Here is a 22796-nt window from a genome sequence, read left to right on the forward strand (position 1 = left end):
TTAAAAAGCACTCTCTTTCACATTTTTTAAATACCCTATGCAGGTATATGGGGAGAGGTGAAATAATGAGTAATGAAGTAAAAGAAACGAGTCTACAAATTACCGGAATGACATGTGCAGCCTGTGCAAATCGGATAGAAAAGGGATTAAACAAAATTGATGGAGTTGAAGAAGCTAACGTCAACCTAGCTTTAGAGAAATCTGTTATAAAGTATAATCCTGAGAAGGTAAGTCAACAAGAATTTGAAAAGAAAATTGAAGCATTAGGCTACGGTGTTGTAAAAGATAAAAAGGAATTTGCTATAACAGGAATGACGTGTGCTGCTTGTGCCAATCGAATAGAAAAAGGACTCAATAAAATGGAGGGCGTAACGCTAGCAAATGTTAACTTAGCGCTTGAACATGCCACTGTAGAATATTATCCATCTCAAGTTTCCGTCGCGGACATTGTGGGAAGAGTAGAGAAATTAGGTTATCTTGCACATTTAAAGGAAAATGAGCAAGATACAGTAGATTTCCGTGAAAAAGCAATTCAAAAACAAAAACAAAAATTCATTATTTCAGCGATTTTGTCTTTGCCGCTTTTATGGACAATGGTTGGTCATTTCTCTTTTACTTCTTTTATTTACGTTCCAGCTATTTTAATGAATCCTTGGGTTCAAATGATATTAGCAACACCAGTACAATTTATTATAGGGTGGCAGTTTTATGTAGGTGCTTTTAAAGCATTGAGAAATCAAAGCGCCAACATGGATGTCCTCGTTGTTATCGGAACTTCTGCTGCTTATTTTTATAGTGTGTTTCAAACGATTCTATCTGGTGAACATCATCATGCGCAGCTTTATTTTGAAACAAGCGCAGTTCTGATTACCTTAATTCTTTTAGGAAAGTTATTTGAAGCGAAAGCAAAAGGACGTTCATCTGAAGCAATTAAGAAATTAGTGGGACTACAAGCGAAAACAGCTTTAGTTGTTCGGGGCGGGATAGAAAAAGAAGTCCCACTGGAAGAAGTAATTATCGGAGATACGATTTTAGTAAAACCCGGTGAAAAAATCCCAGTAGATGGTGTAATTGTAGAAGGGAATACAGCTGTCGATGAATCGATGTTAACAGGTGAAAGTCTTCCAATTGATAAAACAGTCGGCTCGTTAGTCTATGGATCAACAATTAACAAAAATGGTTTTGTAAAGATGACTGCTACAAAGGTTGGTAGAGATACAGCTCTATCTCAAATTATAAAGGTAGTGGAAGATGCACAAGGCTCAAAAGCTCCTATTCAACGACTTGCTGACAAAATTTCAGGTATATTCGTTCCAATCGTTATAGGAATTGCAATTATTACTTATATTATCTGGCTTGTATTTATTACACCTGGAGAATTTAGCTCTGCACTGGAAGCTTTAATTTCAGTTCTTGTAATTGCTTGTCCATGTGCACTTGGTTTAGCAACTCCTACTTCAATTATGGCTGGTTCAGGCCGAGCAGCTGAATTAGGAATTTTATTTAAAGGTGGGGAGTATCTAGAACAAACACAGCATATAAACACTGTTGTGCTAGATAAAACTGGAACTGTTACGAAGGGGAAACCTGAATTAACAGATGTTTATGCAGAGGAACATATCAGTGAAAGATTATTTCTTTCTTTTATTGGATCTGTTGAAAAACAATCAGAACATCCTCTTGCCCAAGCAATTGTTCGAGGAATACTAGAACGTGGAATAGAACTAAGAGATGTTAAAGAATTTGAGGCAATTCCTGGTTATGGAGTAAAAGGAATTGTAAATCAAAAAGCAGTTGTAGTAGGTACTCGCCAATTAATGAATCAAAACAATATTGATATTACTTCAATATTGAACATGATGGAAGAATTAGAAGCCAACGGGAAAACAACAATGTTAGCAAGTATAAATGGTCAATATGCGGGTTTAGTGGCTGTCTCTGATACAATCAAAGAAACTTCAAAAAAAGCAATAAAACGTCTTCAAGAAATGAACATAGAAGTTATTATGATGACAGGTGACAACGAGAGAACTGCAAAAGCCATTGCTGCTCAAGTTGGAATTGGACAAACAATAGCTGAAGTTTTACCAGAAGGAAAAGCGGAAGAAGTAAAGAAACTTCAGTCAACAGGTAAGAAGGTTGCCATGGTTGGCGATGGAATTAATGATGCACCTGCATTAGCTGTAGCAGATATAGGAATGGCAATCGGAACAGGTACAGATGTTGCTATGGAAGCAGCAGACATCACTTTAATCCGTGGTGACTTAAACAGTATTGCAGATGCTATCATCATGAGTCATAAGACAATGATTAATATTAAACAAAATTTATTCTGGGCATTTGGTTACAATATCATAGGAATTCCAATTGCAGCTGCTGGATTCCTTGCTCCTTGGGTAGCGGGCGCTGCAATGGCATTTAGTTCTGTATCAGTAGTCCTAAACGCACTAAGATTACAAAGAGCAAGGCTAGATAAGTAAAGATAATTTTAACCTTTTATCATCAAACTATTAGGAAGCTATTCATTTAGCTTCTTTTTTATTCAAAAAAGCATCTTTAATTTGGACTAACTTTATGAATAGAAAATAGTTTAAGGTCAATCCTTAAAGTAAAAGTTGAACTGATTTTGTTCAAAAAACTTTAGGAGGCATATGATGAAGAACAAATTATTGTTGCTAATAACTTCACTCTTTGCAACTATTTTGCTAACAGCTTGCGGCTGGAATGATACGAACAATGGTGATACGTCGGAAACTGGGACAACTGTCACAAATAACAATGAAGAAATGGATAAACATGAGGATGGGGATACAGCACTCCCGAATCACTCAAGTACAGGTGATGTTCCAGAGGGATTAAAAGAAGCTGAAAACCCTAAATTTCCAGTCGGCAGTAAAGCTACTATTAAAGGAGATCATATGGAGGGAATGCTTGGATCTGAAGCAACAATTGTAGGGGCTTACGATACAACTGTTTATTCAGTTTCCTATACGCCGACAAATGGAAATGAATTTCAAGAAAATCATAAATGGGTTATTAAAGAAGAAATAAAGGGATATGGAGAAGAAACTCTTGACCAAGGTGCAGAAGTAGTCATTAATGCTGATCACGAACCAGGCATGCTAGGTGCAACTGGTGTTATTGATACAGTGGAAGATACAACAGTTTATATGGTAAATTTCACATCTACTACGGGAGAAACAGTAGCAAATCATAAGTGGTTAAAAGAAAGTGAATTATCTGCAGAGTAACACTTGTAAAAGTCCAATTCATAAAATTTATGAATACTTTTTAATGCAAAATTCACATAACATAGTGATGTAAATTTCATGTTATTTTTATAAAATCAAAAATTAGAATATATTTACCGTATATTCGTTGAAAATTGATTGTTCGAGCGGTTTATGGATATTTATTTTTGAAATGAATAAATAATTTCTATGTTTTATCATTTTTTATTAATTTTCCCTTTGAAATTTTTTAAATAGTCTGATAAAATCGGATAACACTGATTTGATTTTATAGAATCTTTTCAGCGACTATCCGAAAAAGAGGGAAATATAAATGAAGTACTCAAATAAGATATTAAATACTCCATCATCATTCATTCGAAATATACTAAAGGTGACAGATGCACCTGACGTCATTTCGTTTGCTGGAGGTTTACCAAATCCAATTTCATTTCCAATTGATGATTTGCAAAAATCGATTAATCATGCAATCGAAGAAAATGGTGCGAAATTATTCCAATATTCAACTACTGAAGGTTATTTGCCGTTACGCCAATATATCGTCGAAAAATATAAGAAAAGTCACGGTTTAGACTTTGATCCAGAAGATATTTTAATTACAACTGGTTCTCAACAGGCGTTGCAATTAATATCACAAGTACTTATTAATAAAGGCGAAGGAATAGTGATGGAGGAACCTGGTTATTTAGGTGCTATCCAAGCATTCACTTTAGCCGAACCTAGTTTTTATACAGTTGTATTAGATGAAGATGGATTAAATGTAGAACAATTAGAAGATACACTAAAAAATAATCGGAATATTAAATTTATTTATACTGTACCTAATTTCCATAATCCAACTGGAATTACGTACTCAAGGGAAAATCGTGAAGCCGTTTATGAAGTAGTTAAAAACTATGATGTTGTATTAATTGAAGACGATCCGTATGGGGATTTAAGATGGCATGGTGAACAATTGCCATATATCGGTGCTGGTCGTTTAGAAAATTCTGTGTTGCTTGGTTCATTCTCGAAAGTCGTAACTCCAGGGATGCGCCTAGGCTATATCGTAACGAAAAATAAAGAGTTAATGCACCATATTAATACAGCGAAACAGGCAACAGATTTGCACACAAATATTTTCTCTCAAATTATTATTCATGATTATTTAGTAAATAATGATTTAGACTCTCATGTAAAGAAAATAATTAACCTTTACCAAACGCAAGCAAATACAATGCTGAATGCAATGGCTAAATACTTCCCATCTACTGTGAAATATACAAAACCGGATGGAGGTATGTTCATTTGGGTTACATTAGAAGAGGGAACATCGGCTCTTGATTTCTTCTATAAAGCGATGGAAGAAAAAGTTGCCTTTGTACCTGGAGATCCATTCTATACTAGTAAAACAAACGTAAATACATTGCGGTTAAATTATACAAACTCTTCTCCAGAAATGATTGAGGAAGGGATTAAACGTTTAGGGAAAATTTTATATTCTCTAACCTCTGAAAAGCAAATAGTGTAAGTAACAATGCAGGCTTAGTCAAACTTTTGACTATGTCCTGCTTTTTTATTTATTGTGTATGAACCTTGAAAATTATATATAAGTGAATTATTATATAAGCGGATTGTTATATATTTTTTGCTACTTAATTGGAGGTGAATATTTTGCAGGAAGTAGTGAAAGAAATAGATGAAACAGCGTCCATCTTAAAGCTTTTAGGTGATAAAACACGTTTAACGATGATTAAAATGCTGGAATCCCATGATTATTGTGTTTGTGAATTTGTGGAAGTTTTTAAGGTGAGCCAGCCAGCTATTAGTCAGCATGTAAAAAAATTAAAGGATGCTGGGTTAGTTCAAGAAACAAAAAAAGGGCAATGGGTTATTTATTCTTTGAATAGGCAGTGTAAGTATTTTCCGATTATACAAAGTTTACTTCATCATCTCCCTAATCAAGACTTTCATCTACAAAAACTTAAAGAACAAGGATTGCGCATCTCATGTAAGTAGGAGGAGGGAGTTTGTTGATTACTCCAATATTGGCATCATTCATTTTTTTAATAACACTAATTTTTGTCATCTGGCAGCCAAAGGGTTTAAATATAGGCTGGACTGCATGTGGAGGAGCTGTACTGGCATTAATAGTTGGTGTGGTAGATTTTCATGATGTAGCTGAGGTTGTCGGAATTACATGGAACGCGACTTTAACATTTATTGCAATTATTTTAATCTCGATTATATTGGATGAGATCGGATTGTTCGAATGGGCAGCATTACATATGGCAAGAATCGCAAAAGGTAATGGCATTAAAATGTTTGTCTATGTGAGTATTTTAGGTGCAGTTGTTTCTGCGTTATTTGCAAATGATGGAGCTGCCTTAATCTTAACGCCTATTGTTTTAGCAATGGTAAAAAATTTAAACTTCAAAGAAAAATTAATTTTCCCATTTATTATGGCAAGTGGATTTATAGCAGATACGACTTCTTTGCCATTTATCGTGAGTAACCTGGTAAATATAGTATCAGCAGACTACTTTAATATTGGTTTTGCAGAATACGCCTCAAGAATGATCATCCCTAACATTTTTTCATTAATTGCGACTATTACTGTTTTACTAATTTATTTCAGAAAAAATATTCCAACTAATTATGATTTATCAAAATTAAGAATTCCGAAAGAAGCAATAAAGGATTATAAAATGTTCCGACTTTCATGGTTTGTGCTTGGAATATTATTAATTGGTTATTTTACGAGTGAATTTATTCATATTCCTGTTTCCTTTGTGGCGGGTATAATTGCAATCTTTTTCATATTAATGGCTAGAAGAAGCAAAGCTGTTAATACAACAGCTGTTGTTAAAGGAGCGCCATGGAATATCGTATTTTTCTCAATCGGAATGTACGTTGTAGTTTACGGAATGGGCAATGCATGGTTAACAGCTTCCTTGGCTGGTGTCATTGAATTTTTTGCAGAACAGGGTCTGTTTGTAGGTACAATGGCGATGGGCTTTATTGCAGCATTCTTATCTTCGATTATGAACAATTTGCCGACTGTTATGATTGATGCCTTAGCAATTGCAGAGACGAATACAACAGGAATTTTAAGGGAAGCACTAATTTATTCGAATGTAATTGGATCTGACTTAGGACCAAAAATTACACCAATTGGGTCACTTGCAACATTAGTGTGGCTTCATGTTCTTTCTCAAAAGGGCGTGAAAATCTCATGGGGAACGTATTTTAAAACGGGTATTGTGTTAACAATCCCAATTCTGTTCTTTACATTATTAGGTTTATACTTAACTCTTATCGTATTTTAATAACATTTTTAAGGAGACAAGCATGAATAAAAAAACGATTTACTTTTTATGTACAGGAAATTCTTGCAGAAGCCAAATGGCAGAAGGATGGGCAAAAAAACTTTTACCCACTGACTGGGAAGTGAAGAGCGCGGGCATAGAAGCACATGGAATCAACCCGAATGCTATTAAAGCTATGAATGAAGTAGGAATTGATATTTCAAATCAAACTTCTGATATTATAGATATTGAAATATTAAACAACGCAGATTTAGTTGTTACATTATGCGGCGATGCAGCAGACAAATGTCCAGTTACACCCCCTTCGGTTAAACGGGAACATTGGGGCTTTGATGATCCAGCAAAAGCTCAAGGAACTGATGAAGAAAAATGGGCATTTTTCCAGCGTGTTCGCGATGAAATAGGTGAAAGAATTAGACACTTTGCTGCAACAGGGGAATAACAAAAAGTACTTGCTAGATGTCTCATCTATAGTTTTAAAGAACAGGCAATAGAAATAATTCGCGCTTAATTGCCGCATGAGATGTAAGGGGGTTACCCATATCTCATGCGACAAGCCCGAATTTACCAAGATGTTAATTGTTTTTATTATTTTCATCCGTACAGCATTGCTCGTTACTATTTCCATCACAGCAATTAATTTTTTCCTCTTCTATTTCAATAATTTGAATGTCACAGCAATCTTTCTTTTTTTGACTTCCTTTAAAAAGTGATAGGATATTCATTTTTTCACCTCCTTTTAAAATTCAATTATTAAAAATAAATACCCTGAGAAAGTAGCCATTAAAAACACGGATGTTATAAACGCTGTGATTAACTTCGTACTAAAAATACTCTTTAGCATAATAATTTCGGGTAGACTAGCTCCAGCACCACCAATTAACAATGCCATTGTCGGCGCGATGGGAAAACCGTTGGCAAGTAGTATTTGAGCCATAGGCAACATTGTGGACAACCGGATATATAGTGGTACACCAATAACCGCTGCTAATGGAATTACCCACCATTGATTTTGATCAGAAATTAAGTTTAGAAAATCAGTAGGTACAGCTTCTTTAATAATCGCCCCAACAAGTGCTCCGATAAGGATATAAACAAGCACAGTTTTTATTAATTCCCAAGTTTCTTTAAAGGACAGCTTAATATTAAGCAAAAGATTTCGTCTACGCTCTCGGTTTTGTTCTGGGATTGTTCCTTTAATAAAGACATTTTTTACATGCTCTTTGTAGTTTTTCTTATCTAAATACCAACCAATGATCATCGAAAAGATAAATGTTGTAATTGTGTAAATAATCGTTGCTTTAACACCATACATATAAGCCATGAGTGCAATAATCCATGGATCTAGCAACGGAGAACTAAATAAATAAGTCATAACTGTTTGAAAAGGAATATTTCGATTGAGCATTGTCACTAATAGTGGAATGGTAGAGCATGAGCAAAAAGGTGTGATAAATCCAAGAAATGCCCCTGCAAAATTTGCTACTAAAGTATTTTTGCTTCCCATCCATTTCTCGATTTTTTCAATAGGAGCATAGGCTTGCAAGAAACTGATTAAAAATGAAATTCCGATAAATAAAACTAATAAATTTTTACTTAATGAAAGAAACTCTATAAAGATTTTTGAAAGTAACTCAAACATAATTAAAAATTCCTCCATTATATTAATTTGTCTTATAATAGTTGTAATTTACAACTAATAGTTTTGGTTTGTTATTACAACCGTTGCAATATACAAGTATTAGTCTGAAAGAAAGGCTACTAACAGCAACTGCTGTTTTTCATAGCCTGTAAAAGTAGTTCTATACTTTCTAGCACTTGTTCACGTTTATCTGAAGGAATATGTGAAAGTATTTCAAAATTGTAGGTATTCATTTGATCTGTAATATCATTTTCATATTTTTCACCATCTTCGGTTAATGAAATAAGAACGTATCGACGATCGGTAGGGGATTGTGTTCGAGTAACCAAATTTCGCTCCACAAGTCCTTGGATATGTCGACTTAGCGTACTATTATCAAGCCCTAAAGAGGCTGATAGCTCATTTAATGTAAGCTGCTTTGCCCGTTGAATTTCAAATAAAATATGACTTTGAACTAATGTAACACCACAGCATTGTGCACCTTCTTTTTCAAGTAAACCAAAGCGTCGGATTAAAATTTGAAGCATTTCTCTAAGTTGTTGATGTTCTTTTCCAGCTTCAACTTTTTTCATATACTTTTCACCACACAGAGTAATTTATTAAGGTGATTGTATTATACAACTATTTGACGTGTCAACTAATATTTGCTATATTTTTTACAAATTATGATAGTAAGAGGGGAAATGGGAATGTCAGTTGAAATTAGAAATATGGTTGATAATGACTGGAAAAGTGTAAAAAACATTTATTTAGATGGGATTGCTACTGGAAATGCGACATTTGAAATTACTGCTCCTAGTTTCGACCAATGGAATCAATCACATCATCCTACTTGTAGATTCGTAGCGGTAATAGATAAAGAGGTTTAGGATGGGTTGCCTTAAGTGAAGTGTCAAGTCGTTGTGTTTATGCGGGAGTTGGCGAAGTAAGCATCTATGTATCGCCAAAAGCGAAGGGGAAGGGAATTGGTACAGCGTTGCTAACTAACCTTATTGAAGAAAGCGAAAGAAATGGTTTTTGGACTTTGCAATCTACAGTGTTGCTGGAAAATGAAGCGAGTATCCAACTACATAAGAAGGTAGGGTTTCGTATTGTTGGTACCCGTGAAAAAATAGGAAAGCTAAATGGTGTTTGGAGAGATACTGTGCTGTTAGAGCGTAGGAGTAAAGCATATATTTAGATGAAAAAGTAAGGGGGATGTTTATGCTGAGGAAAAAACTAACGGCACTAATTATGCTGGGAATGTGCTTAATCATAGCAGGATGTGCGAAAGAACAGTCAGTTTCACTGCCTGAGGATATCCCAGATTTTGTAAAAGTCGGTGATTTTGAATCCATTGATTGGGATCAAAAAGCAGTCATGTTCGGTGATAGCGGAATCATAGGAAATGAAAACAAATCAGGCGTTATCGGTGCAGGTATGCCAAGCCTAAACGGTCAAAAATGGATGTGGCACCTATGGGAAAACAATGATCCAGTTGGTAAAGAGCTCACGATAGTAGGCTTCCATAAAGAAACAAAATCCGTCCATCCTATATTAATGACAGGCTGGTCACTTCAACTTGGAGGAGAAAACAACGGGGCCGATGCACATGCACCTTCATCTGTTCAATTTCCAGAGCAAGGAGAATGGGCTATTTTGCTTTATGTAGATGAAAAATTATTCGATATTTTAATTTATGACATAAATGAATAACTTTTGGGGATACATATCAAGAGTGGTTAGTTCAAGGTTTGTATGCTCAGGAGGCTACAAGAATCGTAGATAAGTATTTAAAAATAAAGGAAGGCATTCATATTGTAGATAGGTCTTCATATGCAGATATTGACTACGATTCAGCAATAAGTTATATACCTAATAATGACAATGTCGATCCTATATTATGGGTTGCTGTTGAGGACCATGCATTACTTTATGATGAGATAATGTTTACTGAGGCAGCGACTATGGTTGATAATCAGATAGAATGGGATATGGCTTTTATAATACCTGGGTATGTTGCTAAAGTGATTTATGAAGTACCTGAAATGCCAATCGATTATCTTGAAAATGATTCAGAAGATACTTTTAATGGCATTCGATTTAATAGAGTAAATGGTAATGTGTATATTAATAGGGATGACTTAAAAAGCGAAGGAATTACACCTTAATATCATAATATAGGAGGGCACTCTAATTAAAATAGAGTGCTTTTTATTTTGAAAGGCAGCAACTAAATGAGTACAATCTACATCCAAGCATGAAATTCTTAAGTCTCTACCATAAAAACCAATTAACAAAAGACTTAACGGAAAAAACGAGCGGACGCCTAACTGCGGAGTTAAGGGAAAATCGATTATATATGATTTGTGAATGGGGAACTAAGCAGCTAATAACTTTTGACTAATTTTAATATATGCAAAATAAGAAAAGGCGAAGAAGGTTAGATTTCTATGCCTTTTTAATATTAATCGAACTTCTATGTATTTATAAAGTAAAGCCTTACTTATATGGAGTATTAAAACATTGTATTGATTATATTCTTTCCTTATTAATGCAAAGAAAAAGGTAAATTGTTTTTGGATGTAGAACAAATTAGCAGAAGACATGATGAAGGAGGAGCTTTATGAGTAAATTTAGTTTGTTTGGAAAGTTTACTGTTCAAGAGGGAAAACGGGATACAATGGTAGAAATTTTGTTAGAAGCAGCAAAATCAATGAAGGATCTAGATGAGTGTGAGATATATATCGTAAATATTTCTGAGACCGAACCAAATGCTATTCACGTTTATGAAGTGTGGAGTAATGAAGAAGCCCATCAAGCTTCTTTATCTCTCGAGGCTACACAAACTTTAATCAATCGTGCAAAACCAATTATTACTGGAATGGAGAGAATAAATATTCTATCAGCAATTGGAGGTAAGGGGATATCATCTAACTAATTTAACTAAGGCTTTGACCAAAAGGGATTAAAGCTCAGTTATTATCTAACTAGGGGGCAGCTGCTAATCATTTAATGTAATTTTCAGGAGGGTGGAAGATGTTTACCATTAGAGACTTTAAGAAAGTAATCGAGCAGCAAATATTTCACAATAAAAACAAAAGTTTATTATACGAGTTGGTAAATGGACAATTAATATTAACTGCCTCAAAGGAATCTAAGGAATTATTAGCGCAAAAAGTACATGAAATACAAGAGTTTATCGCGCTTTCAAAAGAGGAAGGTACTTATGGAGAATTAATAAACTATGCTTCGGATAAATCCATCAAGTTATTTTTGGAGGTAAATCAGTACCTGGATTTTAATAGTAAAGATTATAAAATTCTTAGAAATATTTATGCAAATTTGTTTGATCAAGTTTGTGCTCTGGCGTATCAAAATTACATTTCAGAAGAAGACATTGATTGCTTGTTTGCTGGACATTATAAAAACTTACAAGCATTTTTATATGAATCAAATGGTGCTGAAATATTAAAAAAATATAAGGAAGCACCAGATTTATTTCAAGTAAAATGCGCAGAATACACGCCTAGTTTTCAATTAAAGTTATTAAATATTGATTTAGAAACAATTGAACAACCTGTCTTAGATATAGGATGTGGTTCTCAAGGTCACTTAGTTTATTTTTTACGAGAAAAGGGCATCGAAGCTTTTGGAATAGACCGAAATGTAAAATCTAATGATTATTTGTTTAAGAGGAATTGGCTTGAAGTTTCATTCTCTCCAAAGACTTGGAGAACAATAATCTCTCATATGGCGTTTTCTAATCATTTTACTCACCATCATTTAAAAGCAGATGGGAAATTTGAATCTTATGCTCTTAAGTATATGGAAATCTTAAATTCATTAAAAGTTGGTGGAAGTTTTATTTATGCACCGGGTCTTTCGTTTTTCGAAGAATTGTTAATAACGCATAATAAAAATTATAGTGTAGAGACTTTTGAACATTCAACAAAAGTAGTAAGACTTTCATAAATAATGGATATTAACAATAGAGGAACCCTTAATTTCCATAAATTAAACTTTGACTTTTTGTATTAAAAACACTTACTTGCACAATATAATATTTCCTAGTATTATAATGTTAAAGCTGCGTTGTACGTATAAATATTAAGTTTTAACCTTTAAGCTGTAAAAGGGAGTTTTATATCGAAGGTGGAATGGCGAGCATCACATTAGCTGATGATATACAGGAAATCTTTTGCGAACACCCACTTTGAGGAGTGGTGGTTTAAAACTTTCTATAATAATTACGGCAAGGTGGCTTGTATACATAATTTTGTAAAGCAGGACTTCGAGAACACTCATTTAAGAGTGTTCAGGTTGTTGACAAAAGACCTTCAGAATGGGCTTATTCTGAAGGTCTTTTGTAATTTTAATAGATTATTGGGTATTTAACCGACTTATTTGGGGTAAAAACACTCTTCGAGTATTATATTTTAGGCCATTTCTGAAGCTTGCCACGTCCAATTAGCAAGCTTTTTTAAATTCATGGCAGCAAAAGTAAGCATCGCCTGCATAGACAATTTTTTAATTCCACGTAGGGTTGTCCATCGCATACCATGCTTTTCTTTTGCATCTGCAAAGACACGTTCAATCGTTTCTTTACGTCTAGCATATATTTGTTTGATATCACTTTGATGACGAAGATGATCCGCTTCCTCTACATGATGTGCCCAAATATGACGTTCAATGATTTTTCTGTGATCCTTACTACTTGTACATTGAGTAAGTAAAGGACAGTTTACACACTGAGTAGGGTTTGATTTATATTGGCGTTTCCCATCTTTAGTCGTTGTCGTATATTTAAGGACTTGCCCTTCCGGGCAAAGATAGCAATCATAATACTCATCATAGACATATTCATGTTTGCGTAAAAATCCATCCTTTGTTTTTGGTCGTGTATAAGGAAGTGCTGGTTGAATATCATGTTCAAATAAGAATTTAGTAATCGCAGGTGTTTTATAAGCAGCATCGGCAGCAACAGCAAGTGGCTTTTTCACTTTTTCCATTACCTTTTCAACAAGTGGTTGAAGCATATGACTATCATGAACATTACCAGGTGTCACAATTGATCCGAGTATAAATCCATAGCGGTCAGCTGCCGCATGAAATGAGTAAGCAAACTGCTTAGTTCGTTCATCTTTTACATAGTAGCCACTTTCAGGGTCTGTCGTACTTTCTTTAATTTCCTTTATCTCTTCTTTTTCAAATTTATCTGGTGGGAATGGTTTCTTCCCATGATCAATCCGATCTTGATTCAATTCTTCTTGAAGTTTAGCTTCATATGCCCGAGTCTCTTTACGTACCATCTTCTTCTCGAATTTACGTTTATTCGCACTCGCTTTAACATGCGTTGAATCGATGAAAACATGGTCAGCACTTAGTAATCCTTTATCAGCAATTTCTTTAAGTATTCGATAGAAAATCTGTTCAAAGATATCTGTGTCTTGAAAACGACGTTCATAGTTTTTACCGAAGGTTGAAAAGTGTGGTACTTCTGAATGGAAGCCAAATCCTAAAAACCATCGATACGCCATATTCGTTTCGATTTCTTTTATTGTTTGACGCATTGAACGGATTCCAAATACATATTGAACAAATGTCATTTTGATTAATACGACTGGGTCAACACTCGGGCGACCTAATTTAGAATACAGCGGTTCTACTAGTGGATAGATGAAAGAATAATCAATGGCTGATTCAAGCTTTCTAACAAGATGGTCTTTTGGTACAAGTTCTTCAATCGTAATCATCTCAATTTGATCGCGTTCATTTATTTGATTTTTCGACATCATTTCCATTCACCTCAACGTATATTTAGAAGTAGTTGATTGTAGTGTAGGCGGCGACTCCTGCGGGAAAAGCGTGACGGCCGATACCCCGCAGGAGCGTAGCGACGAGGAGGATTGGCCCACGCCCGCGGAAAGCGTCCGCCGAAACGGAAATCAACTAACTTATTCAAAAAGGGTTATTAATTTTATTTTAAAAGAAAAAAGACTGTAGGCAAACTCGAATTTTCGAGTTTGTCTACAGTCTGAACACTCATTTAAGAGTGTTTTTTGTTTACAAAAATATTACCTATTTTAATGTATAAAGCTCTTTATACTTCTCACAATAATCTAGATGGAGGTGAGTGTATTTTGCAAGATAAAAATGCAGAGAATTGCAATGAAAAATACAGAGTGTTGCCACCCAATATTTTTACTGTTTTCTCGACAACGCATTGGCTAAACGGAAGCTCTGTCCCGTATAAGAAATAATATGGGCATGGTGAATCAAACGATCCACCAGAGCTGCCGTTAAACGTGAATCTGAAAAAATACGATTCCACTGACTAAATTCTAAATTTGACGTGATAATCAAACTCTTCTGTTCGTAAAATTCAGAAATGATTTGAAAAAGTAACTCCGCTCCTTCTTTACCAAATGGAAGATAACCCATTTCATCCAATATCATTAAATCAATTTTCTCTAATTTATTTCGAAATTGCTTTAATTTCCCCACATGTAAAGCCTGTTCCAATTCTTCTACTAAATGCGAAACTCGATAAAAACGTACTTCAAAACCTTGCTCACAAGCTTTTCTACCCAGTGCTGAAGCTAAATGTGTTTTACCAGTTCCAGGCGCCCCTACTAGAATTACATTCTCTTTTCTTCGAATAAAATCGAGCTGCACTAGTTCTTCTTTCGATAGATGACTAGGTAAACAAATATCTTTGTGCCATTCGTAGCCCTCTAATGTTTTCGTATCGATAAATCGGGCATTCTTTAAGTTTCTTGCGATCCTTGCTTGTTCCCGACCATCTTGTTCTTTTAATAAAAGTTGGTAAATATATTCTTCAGGTGTTGTAAATGGAACATCATGTATTGCTTCAGCGATATGAGCTAACCGCAATTGCTTACACAATTGTAAAATGGCATTATTCATGACTTGAAGCCTCCATTCCTTTAGGAGATAGCGCATCATAATCAGTCCATTTTACACCGTAAGGATGTTCTTGATCATCGCTATTTTTTCCAATAAGTTCATAAAAATTCTGGTCAATTTCTTTCATATCATGAGTCACTAAAAGAGTGAGTAATTCATTTAGACGCTGTTTCCTTAATGCCAAGGATGGAACTGTTAAATACTCCTTTATACGAGTCGGTAAATAAGGGGTATAACGTGAATGCCCAATAACACGAGGCTTTTTTAACCAATCTTTTAAAATATCTTTCCATGGAATGAAACGTCGTTTCTTCATATAAGGTCTTGCATCTGATAATAAAATTTCTCCCTCATTTGTAATCACTTTGAATGAATCCCAATACGTAATGCAATATAACTGCACATAGTTACGCGCTCTAGGCACATGAATAAAATGCTTGTCTAACTTAAACTCATTATACTTATTAAACTTAATCGGAAACTGCTTAAATACTGGATACGGATCTTCTGGTAATTTTATTAATTGCTTTTGCTCTTGCTGCCATAAATCCTCAATGAGTTCTTCTTTTTCATAATGTGGTCGGTCACGATCTTCCTTCAGTTGTTGCTTTAATTGTTCCGTTAAATCTTCAAAGTCTTTTATGACTGGTGGTAAGCTAAAGAAGTTATATCGTACATAGCCTACTTTATTTTCCACATTTCCTTTTTCATTACCTCTGGATGGATTGCACACTTGCACTTTAAAGCCATAATAGTTTTGGAAATGGCGAAATGCTTCTGTTAATTCAGCTTCTGTATCACCTTTGCGTACTTTTTTGACCGCAGGTGTTAAATTGTCAATTCGAATACTAATTGGCACTCCACCAGCTTGCTTAAACAGCTCTTGTAACCCACCTAGGAAACACTCCAAATTTTCTCCAGGCATCGGTATCGCAAAACCAGTATTACTAGCTGGGAACGTCATAACTAAAACATGAACATCGACAATCTCTCCGTCTTGAACAGCCTCCATTACGCCAAAATCTAGTTGCGCTTCACCTTCTGGATGTTGTAATCGCTCATGCCCTTTACTTACTTCATCATCTTCTGTCGCACGCCATTCTTGAATAAAGTTACAGACCGTTCGATACGATCCTTTAAACCCCATCCTTTTTAAATCCGCAACTATTTTTTTATTTGTTCGACGTAGTTTTTTCTTTAGTTTGAGATCTTCTTCAAGCCAGTCTATAACGATTTCTCCCCATTTTTCTTCGTACATCATCCCTTTTTTAATATGCTTTTTTTCTTGAGGTAACTGATTGCCATCACCATACTTTTTGGCGGTACGCCAATTTACATTCATAGTTTCTGCAATTTTAGAAATAGACAATCCTTTTTCATTTCTTAAAGTTTTGATACAATTAATTTCAGACATTGCTAGCATCCTTTCAAACCTCCACTGGTAAAATTCGACACTTTAACAGTAGAGTGACTTGGGGTGGCTGGCAAGTCTATTTTTTTGCACTAAAAAAGTGCTAGACTCTGTACAAATTCGTTGCACTAGTCTGCACTTTTATTATGCAATACACAGTGAGATGGATGATGGATAAAAACAACAACCAACAACAAAATCAAAATAATCGTGAAGAGTTTGCTGAAGATCTAAATTTTAATCGCGAGCGTATTCAAAACGATAATAATCGTGAAGAGTTTGCTGAAGATCTAAACTTTAATCGAGAGCGCATTCAAAACGACAATAATCGTGAAGAGTTTGCAGAGGACTTAAATTTCAATCGCAACCGTAATCAAAATAATAACAATCGTGAGAATTGCTAAACCATAATATATAGATTTTTGATCCCGAATAGGAACACTAAGTAAAATGTACTTGTTCGGGGTTTTATTTTGGAAATATACACTAGGTACGTATTTTTTATAAGCAAAAAGCTTGATTAATTACTATTTTACACTATAATTGACTTGTCAACTATTGATTAGTCATTTATAAGGAGGGAAGAAATGCAACAATCATGTGAAGAAAAAAAACATATACTCCTTATGTTTAAAAATCTTGATAGACAAGTCACTCAAAATTTCGAAAAGCGAACGGGGATTAGCTTAACCAGATATGAAATATTGTACACATTGCTTAAAAGGGGACAGCTTTCCCAAATAGAATTACAGCATTCGCTGAAGATTGATCAAGCTGCTATAACAAGACACTTAAAATTACTTGAAGAAAATAATTTTGTTATTCGTAATCGTAATAAACAAAATAATCGGGAAGTAATTGTGGAGATTACAGATGCTGGTAAAAATGCTTTAGAGCACTGTGATTTAGAAAGAAAGCAATTTTTTGATGATTTATTTCATGAATGTACAGAGCAAGAGATACAGCAGCTTCAAACTTTGGTAAAAAAACTGCTTAATAACAGTGAAAAACTAAATGGTTAAAAAGGGTTTTTTAGAAGTCGCATTGCTCACTAATTTCTTTTTCATTACTTAAATTTTATATAAATATACTGAAAGGGGTATCAATGATGCCAATGACACAAACAACAATTGAACAATTAATGCATGAAAGAAAATCAGTTCGTAAATATAAAGAGGGCGTTGTTATTCCACATGAAAAACTTGAAACTTTATTACAAAATGCTATAACAGCTCCTTCTTCAAGTAATATGCAGCCATGGCGCTTTATCGTTATTGAAGATCAACAAGTTAAAAAAGAATTACGTAAGATTGCTAATGATCAAGAGCAAGTTGAGACTTCTTCCGCAATTATTGCAGTGCTTGGAGATCTTGAAATGTATAAACGAGCACAACAAATTTATGATGCGAATTTTGAACAAGGTTTTATGGCTAGAGAAGTAGCTGATTTAATGATTAAAAATTCACTTTCTTTATACGGTAACTTACCAGAAGAAACATTAAAAAACATTGTGCATTTTGATGCTGGACTAATATCAATGCAAATTATGTTATTAGCTAAAGAAATGGGATATGATACAGTGCCGATGGGTGGTTTTGATAAAGTTAAATTTGCTGAAAAATTTAACTTACCAAAAAATGAAATACCTATTCTACTAATTGCTATTGGTGAAGCAGCAGCTCCTGCTTATGGGTCATCACGTCTGCCGATTGAACAGGTAGTAAGATATATTTAAATAAGTGTGGTACTTAAAAATCATTTTGATTGCTTATTATTTATTGTTTTAACAACTAACCTATGTTATATTACATGCAACTAGATGAACGGAGGGTTGCTTAAGATGGGATATATTATTTCCGATTTTTCTTTATTTAACTAATTTAATAGTTATTAAAGGCTCTACCTGTGTGTAGAGTAATCGGGATTAGTCTGCCTATTTTTAAGAAACCTATAAACGGTATATTAAAATGCTTAAGAGAGGGGGAGAAATCTGCCCCCTTTTTTGTGTACCTAAAATTAAAAATATTCACAGCTAGATACGCTGGTGGTTTCTTGTAATTTAGATTTAATTATTAAACTTTTCCATATTCTTCACCCATAAATTTTCTCGATTATTCAAAGCACAGGTAAAGTGATCTGACCCAAGAAAGTTAGACATATATAATTAGGCTACTCCAAGGACCTGAGTTCGGTATTCCACCGGGCTTAGGTCTTTTAATTTTGACTTCATTCGTTTGTTATTATAATAGTAAATATACTCTTCTAGTTCCTTCTCAAAATGTTCTATACTATCAAAATTTTGTAGATATAGTAGCTCAGATTTTAATAAGCCAAAGAAATTTTCTATGACTGCATTATCCAAACAATTGCCCTTACGGGACATACTCTGTGTAATATTATGTTGTTTTAATGTTCGTTGATATTGGCTCATTTGATAATGCCACCCTTGGTCCGAATGAAGGATGACTTGATCACCTGGTTGTAGACGAGTTAACGCTTGTTTTAACATTTCATCAACTAATTTATACACCGGTCGACTCATTACCGTGTAGGCAATGATTTCACCGTTACACAAATCTAGTACAGGAGATAGATAACGTTTCTCACCAAATAGATGAAATTCTGTCACATCAGTTACCCATTTCTCATTCATGTTTTCTGCTTTAAAATCCCGTTGTAAAATATTTGGCGCAATTTTCCCAACGTTTCCCTTATAAGAACGGTATTTTTTCATTCGTACTTCACACTTAATGCCTATGGCATTCATCAATTTATGAATTGTTTTTGGATCATGATTGAAACCATATTTCTTTAATTCTTTAGCAATCCGACGATACCCATAACGACCTTTATGTTCGTGGTAAATGGTCTGAATAGCAGCTTTCACATTAGCGTATTTATCAGCACGACTTAAACGTTTTTCCCAGTAATAGTATGTGCTACGTGGAATATCAGCGACTTTGATTAATTCCACCACTTCATAGATTTCCTTTAGTTCATAAATTACTTGCGCTTTGATTTGGTTTGTAATTTTTCCTGCATCTGAACTAAAGCGTTCAACTTTTTTAAATATGCGTTCTCCATTTCTAGTTGCTTAATCCGTGCCTCTAGTTCTTCTACAGATCCTTCAGCCGGTACTGGTTTCGTTGTTTTTGTTAAATCCTTTTTCATCGACGGTCGCCCCTTTTTCTTAGAAACAAGGGCATCATAACCACCAATTTCATACTTCTTCTTCCAGTTTCTAATCATGCCCGGAGATGAAATATTAAATATCGCAGCTGTGTCGATTGAGGATGTACCTGTTTCGTTCATATAATTTAGTACACTCATTTTATACTCAGCAGAATAATTTGTATAGGATTTAAGGAATGCCTCTCTTCCATTCTCTTGGTAAAGACGGACCCAGTCACTGATAACCCGTTGAGTGAGACCGATATCCTTCGCAATTTCATTCATGGACTCATGTCCATTTACATATCGTTCAACCGCTTGAATTCTTTGTTTAACTGTTAATTTTGCCATAAAAAAACCCCCGTAAAAATTAGATTAGTGTCTAACTTTTACGGGGCAGTTCAAAGAGCCTGTGTTTTTTTCTGTGAAAATAATTAATCCCTTCGGTCTTTGAATACTATTAATCAAATATGTTTATTCTTAAATTGACCGAAAAAAGCCAATAAGAAAGCAGAGCTACCTGTTGTGGGGTAACTTTGTATATTACTTTTTGGTTTTGGTTAAGTTATGACATTTGGGGTTCTTTATAAGGCTCCTTGTTTAATAACATGGAGTAAATAACCCGAAGCATTCGATGCGAGATCGCAACGAGTGCTTTTTTCTTTCCTCTTCGTGCTGCTAATGACCAATATTTGTTTGCCAGCCATCGATTTCGACTTCTTGAAACAGCCCACGCTGCTTCACACATAGCGGATTTTATATGAGGATTTCCTTTCACTGTACGTGTACTCTTCCTTTTCCCAGCACTTTCGTGATTCCCTGGTGAAACTCCTGCCCATGATGCAAGATGTTGAGATGTCGGGAACTGTTCCATTTCTACTCCTATTTCTGCAATAATTACAGCTGCAGTATCTTTACTTATTCCTGGTATGGTAATTAACAACTGTAGTTCTTCTTGATAATTTTGAAGTAGTTGATCCACCCGTTCTTCGATTTCTGAAATTAAGGTTTCTAAGTATTGAATATGTTGCCAGGACTGACGAATCAGGAAGATTTGATGCTCATTTATTGTTCCAAATAAGGAATCTGTAATCCATTGCTTTTTCGGAATCAACTTCCCATGAATATCTTTTTCTACATCCGTTTCGTCGACATAGCCTTGTTCAATTAATCGATTTAATAGTTTTCGACCTGATACACCAAATACATCCGAGATTACTGTACTTAGTTTGACATTTGAACTTTCTAATACCTTTTGGATTCGATTTTTCTCTGAAACTAAATGACTAATCCACTTTTTACGTAGTCTCGTTAAATCTCGGAGTTCACGAATATTTACAGGGGGAACAAAGCTCTTTTCTATCAAACCATGACGTAATAACTTCGCTATCCATTCTGCATCTGAAACATCTGTTTTTCTTCCGGGTACATTTTTAATTCGCTGGGCATTAGCTAACGTGATATCAAAGAAATCTTCTAAGATGTTAAATACAGGTTTCCAATACACACCCGTACTTTCCATTGCAATATGTGTAACTTCATGTCCCTCTAACCATTTTAAAAGCCTAAATAAATCTTTTGTGAGTGTTGGAAATGTTTCGGTCTCTATATACATTTCGTCTTCATGATTACCTTTAATAACACAAGCTACAATCGTTTCTGAATGTACGTCTAAACCTGCACACTTCTCAATAAATACTTCCATGAAATCACTCCGATTCATTAAGATCACAAACAGTGAGTGAATTTGAAGATAAGCATTTTTCTGTACGTAGTCATCCTACTATCAAGTGGAGCTAACAAAGGGTTGAACACCAAATTCACTCAAACAGTTTATTTTACAGGGTCAAAGCCACCAAAAAAAGCCACGTCTTACATCCTGTTTGTGTCATTACCATTATGAACCGAAGGTACTTATTTTCATGCCAGGGTTGGGTGTAAAAAACTCATGATTGTTTATTTTGTTTTAGATGGAAGGGATTATAAATAAGAAAGTATAAAATGACAAAAAATGCATAGATTAGAATTCTAAATGAGAGGATGTTTAATGATGATAAATATTAAAAATAATCGTGTGTGGTTTATTACTGGTGCAAGTAGTGGGCTGGGGTATGAGTTTACAAAGGCTGCATTGGAAACAGGTGATCAAGTTGTAGCAGTTGCTAGAAATATTGATAAGCTTAATGAGTTGATGAATCAGTATCAGGAAGCTCTTCTTCCATTGAAATTGGATGTTACAGATCGAAGTGCGGTTTTCGATACAGTTACTAAGGCATTCGAACATTTCGGGAGGCTTGATATAGTAATCAATAATGCAGGAAACATGGTGTTAGGGATGATAGAGGAACAAAGTGAGGAGGAGGCTAGAAGTCAGCTTGAAACAAATTTCTTTGGTGCTCTTTGGGTGTGTCAGGCGGCTATGCCCTACTTACGAAAACAACGCTCTGGACATATTATTCAAATCTCTAGTATTGGTGGAGTACTTTCAGGGCCAATGAGTGGCGTATACAGTGCAAGTAAATTTGCTTTAGAGGGGATGAGTGAGGCTTTAGCGCAAGAAGCTGCTCACTTTGGAGTGAAACTGACCATTGTTGAACCAGGGGGATACTGGACAAATCTTTATGTGAAAATGAAAACTAGCCAACCGTTAGATGCTTATAACCCGGTGAAAGAAGAACTGGCGAAACAACATTCAGAAGGCTCAGTTGATAGTGATCCTCGCCTAGCAGCCGAAGCTATTTTAAAATTGGTGAATAGTGAAAATCCACCACTTCGTCTGATTCTCGGAAGTTTTGTCTATGACATAGCAATCAAAACGATAAAAAATCGCATTGCTGTTTGGGAACAGTGGGAAGAAGTTAGCCGTAAAGCAGAAAAGGCAATTCCTGCACCTGAAGGGTTGTTTGGGGATTAGTGTGTGAATAGGCTTTTTATGGTCTTTTTTGTTACTGAACACTAGGAATAAATTAATAAAAAAAGTAATACAAACAAAACAGATTTATAAAAAAAGCCCTTTTTAGAAAAACTAAGAAACATTGTCGAAATTTAAATGAGTTTAATATAGATTTACAGAATTTATATTTCAATTTTCCCCCATAGAATTA

Annotated in this window: 24 protein-coding genes and 1 other RNA gene; 17 read left to right on the plus strand and 8 right to left on the minus strand. The window is 34.8% G+C overall.

Features of this window, described 5'->3' with window-relative positions:
• Window positions 1-65 precede the first annotated feature (65 nt).
• The 6 genes from MKY04_RS02970 (at window position 66) to arsC (ending at window position 7001) form a co-directional block, all read left to right on the plus strand.
• Window positions 66-2480, plus strand: coding sequence for a heavy metal translocating P-type ATPase (locus MKY04_RS02970; RefSeq protein ID WP_126295259.1), 2415 nt, complete (start codon window positions 66-68; stop codon window positions 2478-2480).
• Between the two features lie 171 nt (window positions 2481-2651).
• On the plus strand, window positions 2652-3251 hold the full coding sequence (locus tag MKY04_RS02975; protein ID WP_185807770.1) for a YdhK family protein: 600 nt from the start codon (window positions 2652-2654) through the stop codon (window positions 3249-3251).
• A gap of 313 nt (window positions 3252-3564) precedes the next feature.
• Window positions 3565-4761, plus strand: a complete 1197-nt coding sequence (locus MKY04_RS02980) for a PLP-dependent aminotransferase family protein (RefSeq protein ID WP_126295257.1) — start codon at window positions 3565-3567, stop codon at window positions 4759-4761.
• Between the two features lie 143 nt (window positions 4762-4904).
• A complete protein-coding gene (locus MKY04_RS02985) occupies window positions 4905-5249 on the plus strand; it encodes an ArsR/SmtB family transcription factor (protein ID WP_126295256.1) in 345 nt (114 codons plus the stop codon).
• 14 nt (window positions 5250-5263) lie between these two features.
• Window positions 5264-6559, plus strand: a complete 1296-nt coding sequence (locus tag MKY04_RS02990) for an arsenic transporter (RefSeq protein ID WP_126295255.1) — start codon at window positions 5264-5266, stop codon at window positions 6557-6559.
• 22 nt (window positions 6560-6581) lie between these two features.
• Window positions 6582-7001, plus strand: a complete 420-nt coding sequence (arsC, locus tag MKY04_RS02995; RefSeq protein WP_126295254.1) for an arsenate reductase (thioredoxin) — start codon at window positions 6582-6584, stop codon at window positions 6999-7001.
• Between the two features lie 133 nt (window positions 7002-7134).
• On the opposite strand, the gene MKY04_RS03000 is transcribed toward arsC, so the two are convergent.
• The 3 genes from MKY04_RS03000 to MKY04_RS03010 form a co-directional block, all read right to left on the minus strand.
• Window positions 7135-7284: a hypothetical protein gene (locus MKY04_RS03000; RefSeq protein WP_185807769.1), complete on the minus strand. Its 150-nt coding sequence runs from the start codon at window positions 7282-7284 to the stop codon at window positions 7135-7137.
• A 14-nt stretch (window positions 7285-7298) separates the two neighbouring features.
• A complete protein-coding gene (locus MKY04_RS03005) occupies window positions 7299-8201 on the minus strand; it encodes a permease (RefSeq protein WP_126295253.1) in 903 nt (300 codons plus the stop codon).
• A gap of 119 nt (window positions 8202-8320) precedes the next feature.
• Complete coding sequence (locus tag MKY04_RS03010) at window positions 8321-8773, minus strand: MarR family winged helix-turn-helix transcriptional regulator (RefSeq protein WP_126295252.1); 453 nt, start codon at window positions 8771-8773, stop codon at window positions 8321-8323.
• Window positions 8774-8890: 117 nt separating this feature from the next.
• On the opposite strand from MKY04_RS03010, the gene MKY04_RS03015 reads away from it, so the two are divergent.
• From MKY04_RS03015 to ssrS, 7 genes are all read left to right on the plus strand, one after another.
• A complete protein-coding gene (locus tag MKY04_RS03015; protein ID WP_342774120.1) occupies window positions 8891-9070 on the plus strand; it encodes a hypothetical protein in 180 nt (59 codons plus the stop codon).
• A gap of 20 nt (window positions 9071-9090) precedes the next feature.
• A complete protein-coding gene (locus MKY04_RS03020) occupies window positions 9091-9381 on the plus strand; it encodes an N-acetyltransferase family protein (protein ID WP_342774119.1) in 291 nt (96 codons plus the stop codon).
• A gap of 23 nt (window positions 9382-9404) precedes the next feature.
• Window positions 9405-9896, plus strand: a complete 492-nt coding sequence (locus MKY04_RS03025; RefSeq protein WP_346235279.1) for a hypothetical protein — start codon at window positions 9405-9407, stop codon at window positions 9894-9896.
• Between the two features lie 38 nt (window positions 9897-9934).
• On the plus strand, window positions 9935-10351 hold the full coding sequence (locus MKY04_RS03030) for a hypothetical protein (RefSeq protein WP_346235280.1): 417 nt from the start codon (window positions 9935-9937) through the stop codon (window positions 10349-10351).
• Between the two features lie 455 nt (window positions 10352-10806).
• A complete protein-coding gene (locus MKY04_RS03035) occupies window positions 10807-11121 on the plus strand; it encodes a putative quinol monooxygenase (protein ID WP_346235281.1) in 315 nt (104 codons plus the stop codon).
• 98 nt (window positions 11122-11219) lie between these two features.
• Window positions 11220-12155, plus strand: a complete 936-nt coding sequence (locus MKY04_RS03040) for a class I SAM-dependent methyltransferase (RefSeq protein WP_346235282.1) — start codon at window positions 11220-11222, stop codon at window positions 12153-12155.
• A gap of 109 nt (window positions 12156-12264) precedes the next feature.
• Window positions 12265-12451, plus strand: a non-coding RNA gene (ssrS, locus tag MKY04_RS03045) — 6S RNA.
• 168 nt (window positions 12452-12619) lie between these two features.
• Here ssrS and MKY04_RS03050 read toward each other — a convergent pair.
• The 3 genes from MKY04_RS03050 to istA form a co-directional block, all read right to left on the minus strand.
• Complete coding sequence (locus MKY04_RS03050; RefSeq protein WP_346235867.1) at window positions 12620-13978, minus strand: IS1182 family transposase; 1359 nt, start codon at window positions 13976-13978, stop codon at window positions 12620-12622.
• 406 nt (window positions 13979-14384) lie between these two features.
• Window positions 14385-15110, minus strand: a complete 726-nt coding sequence (istB, locus tag MKY04_RS03055; protein WP_036180664.1) for an IS21-like element helper ATPase IstB — start codon at window positions 15108-15110, stop codon at window positions 14385-14387.
• Window positions 15103-16533 carry an IS21 family transposase gene (istA, locus tag MKY04_RS03060; protein WP_346234451.1) on the minus strand — a complete coding sequence of 477 codons (1431 nt, stop codon included), beginning with the start codon at window positions 16531-16533 and terminating at the stop codon, window positions 15103-15105. The genes istB and istA overlap by 8 nt, the downstream gene beginning before the upstream one ends.
• A 134-nt stretch (window positions 16534-16667) precedes the next feature.
• Here istA and MKY04_RS03065 point away from each other — a divergent pair, with 134 nt between their 5' ends.
• The 3 genes from MKY04_RS03065 (at window position 16668) to MKY04_RS03075 (ending at window position 18256) form a co-directional block, all read left to right on the plus strand.
• Window positions 16668-16925, plus strand: coding sequence for a hypothetical protein (locus MKY04_RS03065; protein WP_346235283.1), 258 nt, complete (start codon window positions 16668-16670; stop codon window positions 16923-16925).
• A gap of 183 nt (window positions 16926-17108) precedes the next feature.
• Window positions 17109-17543, plus strand: coding sequence for a MarR family transcriptional regulator (locus MKY04_RS03070; RefSeq protein ID WP_346235284.1), 435 nt, complete (start codon window positions 17109-17111; stop codon window positions 17541-17543).
• Window positions 17544-17629: 86 nt separating this feature from the next.
• Window positions 17630-18256: a nitroreductase family protein gene (locus MKY04_RS03075; RefSeq protein WP_346235285.1), complete on the plus strand. Its 627-nt coding sequence runs from the start codon at window positions 17630-17632 to the stop codon at window positions 18254-18256.
• 429 nt (window positions 18257-18685) lie between these two features.
• On the opposite strand, the gene MKY04_RS03080 is transcribed toward MKY04_RS03075, so the two are convergent.
• Both MKY04_RS03080 and MKY04_RS03085 read right to left on the minus strand, forming a co-directional pair.
• A protein-coding gene (locus MKY04_RS03080) for an IS3 family transposase (protein ID WP_410799540.1) occupies window positions 18686-20043 on the minus strand; the annotation gives its coding sequence in 2 pieces (ribosomal slippage) (window positions 18686-19557 and window positions 19557-20043; 1359 coding nt in all).
• 214 nt (window positions 20044-20257) lie between these two features.
• Window positions 20258-21397 carry an IS110 family transposase gene (locus MKY04_RS03085; protein WP_346235219.1) on the minus strand — a complete coding sequence of 380 codons (1140 nt, stop codon included), beginning with the start codon at window positions 21395-21397 and terminating at the stop codon, window positions 20258-20260.
• Between the two features lie 342 nt (window positions 21398-21739).
• On the opposite strand from MKY04_RS03085, the gene MKY04_RS03090 reads away from it, so the two are divergent.
• A complete protein-coding gene (locus MKY04_RS03090) occupies window positions 21740-22606 on the plus strand; it encodes an SDR family oxidoreductase (protein WP_126293133.1) in 867 nt (288 codons plus the stop codon).
• Window positions 22607-22796 lie beyond the last annotated feature (190 nt).

Source organism: Lysinibacillus telephonicus, from assembly GCF_039654155.1.
GTDB lineage: Bacteria > Bacillota > Bacilli > Bacillales_A > Planococcaceae > Ureibacillus > Ureibacillus telephonicus.

Coding starts and splice junctions, on each gene's coding strand:
- istA (WP_346234451.1), bottom strand. CDS start 16,533: ATGCTAGCAATGTCTGAAATTAATTGTATCAAAACTTTAAGAAATGAA.
- MKY04_RS03000 (WP_185807769.1), bottom strand. CDS start 7,284: ATGAATATCCTATCACTTTTTAAAGGAAGTCAAAAAAAGAAAGATTGC.
- MKY04_RS03090 (WP_126293133.1), top strand. CDS start 21,740: ATGATGATAAATATTAAAAATAATCGTGTGTGGTTTATTACTGGTGCA.
- MKY04_RS03075 (WP_346235285.1), top strand. CDS start 17,630: ATGCCAATGACACAAACAACAATTGAACAATTAATGCATGAAAGAAAA.
- MKY04_RS03070 (WP_346235284.1), top strand. CDS start 17,109: ATGCAACAATCATGTGAAGAAAAAAAACATATACTCCTTATGTTTAAA.
- MKY04_RS02970 (WP_126295259.1), top strand. CDS start 66: ATGAGTAATGAAGTAAAAGAAACGAGTCTACAAATTACCGGAATGACA.
- istB (WP_036180664.1), bottom strand. CDS start 15,110: ATGAATAATGCCATTTTACAATTGTGTAAGCAATTGCGGTTAGCTCAT.
- MKY04_RS03040 (WP_346235282.1), top strand. CDS start 11,220: ATGTTTACCATTAGAGACTTTAAGAAAGTAATCGAGCAGCAAATATTT.
- MKY04_RS03015 (WP_342774120.1), top strand. CDS start 8,891: ATGTCAGTTGAAATTAGAAATATGGTTGATAATGACTGGAAAAGTGTA.
- arsC (WP_126295254.1), top strand. CDS start 6,582: ATGAATAAAAAAACGATTTACTTTTTATGTACAGGAAATTCTTGCAGA.
- MKY04_RS03025 (WP_346235279.1), top strand. CDS start 9,405: ATGCTGAGGAAAAAACTAACGGCACTAATTATGCTGGGAATGTGCTTA.
- MKY04_RS02975 (WP_185807770.1), top strand. CDS start 2,652: ATGATGAAGAACAAATTATTGTTGCTAATAACTTCACTCTTTGCAACT.
- MKY04_RS03065 (WP_346235283.1), top strand. CDS start 16,668: ATGCAATACACAGTGAGATGGATGATGGATAAAAACAACAACCAACAA.
- MKY04_RS03085 (WP_346235219.1), bottom strand. CDS start 21,397: ATGGAAGTATTTATTGAGAAGTGTGCAGGTTTAGACGTACATTCAGAA.
- MKY04_RS03050 (WP_346235867.1), bottom strand. CDS start 13,978: ATGATGTCGAAAAATCAAATAAATGAACGCGATCAAATTGAGATGATT.
- MKY04_RS02980 (WP_126295257.1), top strand. CDS start 3,565: ATGAAGTACTCAAATAAGATATTAAATACTCCATCATCATTCATTCGA.
- MKY04_RS03005 (WP_126295253.1), bottom strand. CDS start 8,201: ATGTTTGAGTTACTTTCAAAAATCTTTATAGAGTTTCTTTCATTAAGT.
- MKY04_RS03010 (WP_126295252.1), bottom strand. CDS start 8,773: ATGAAAAAAGTTGAAGCTGGAAAAGAACATCAACAACTTAGAGAAATG.
- MKY04_RS03035 (WP_346235281.1), top strand. CDS start 10,807: ATGAGTAAATTTAGTTTGTTTGGAAAGTTTACTGTTCAAGAGGGAAAA.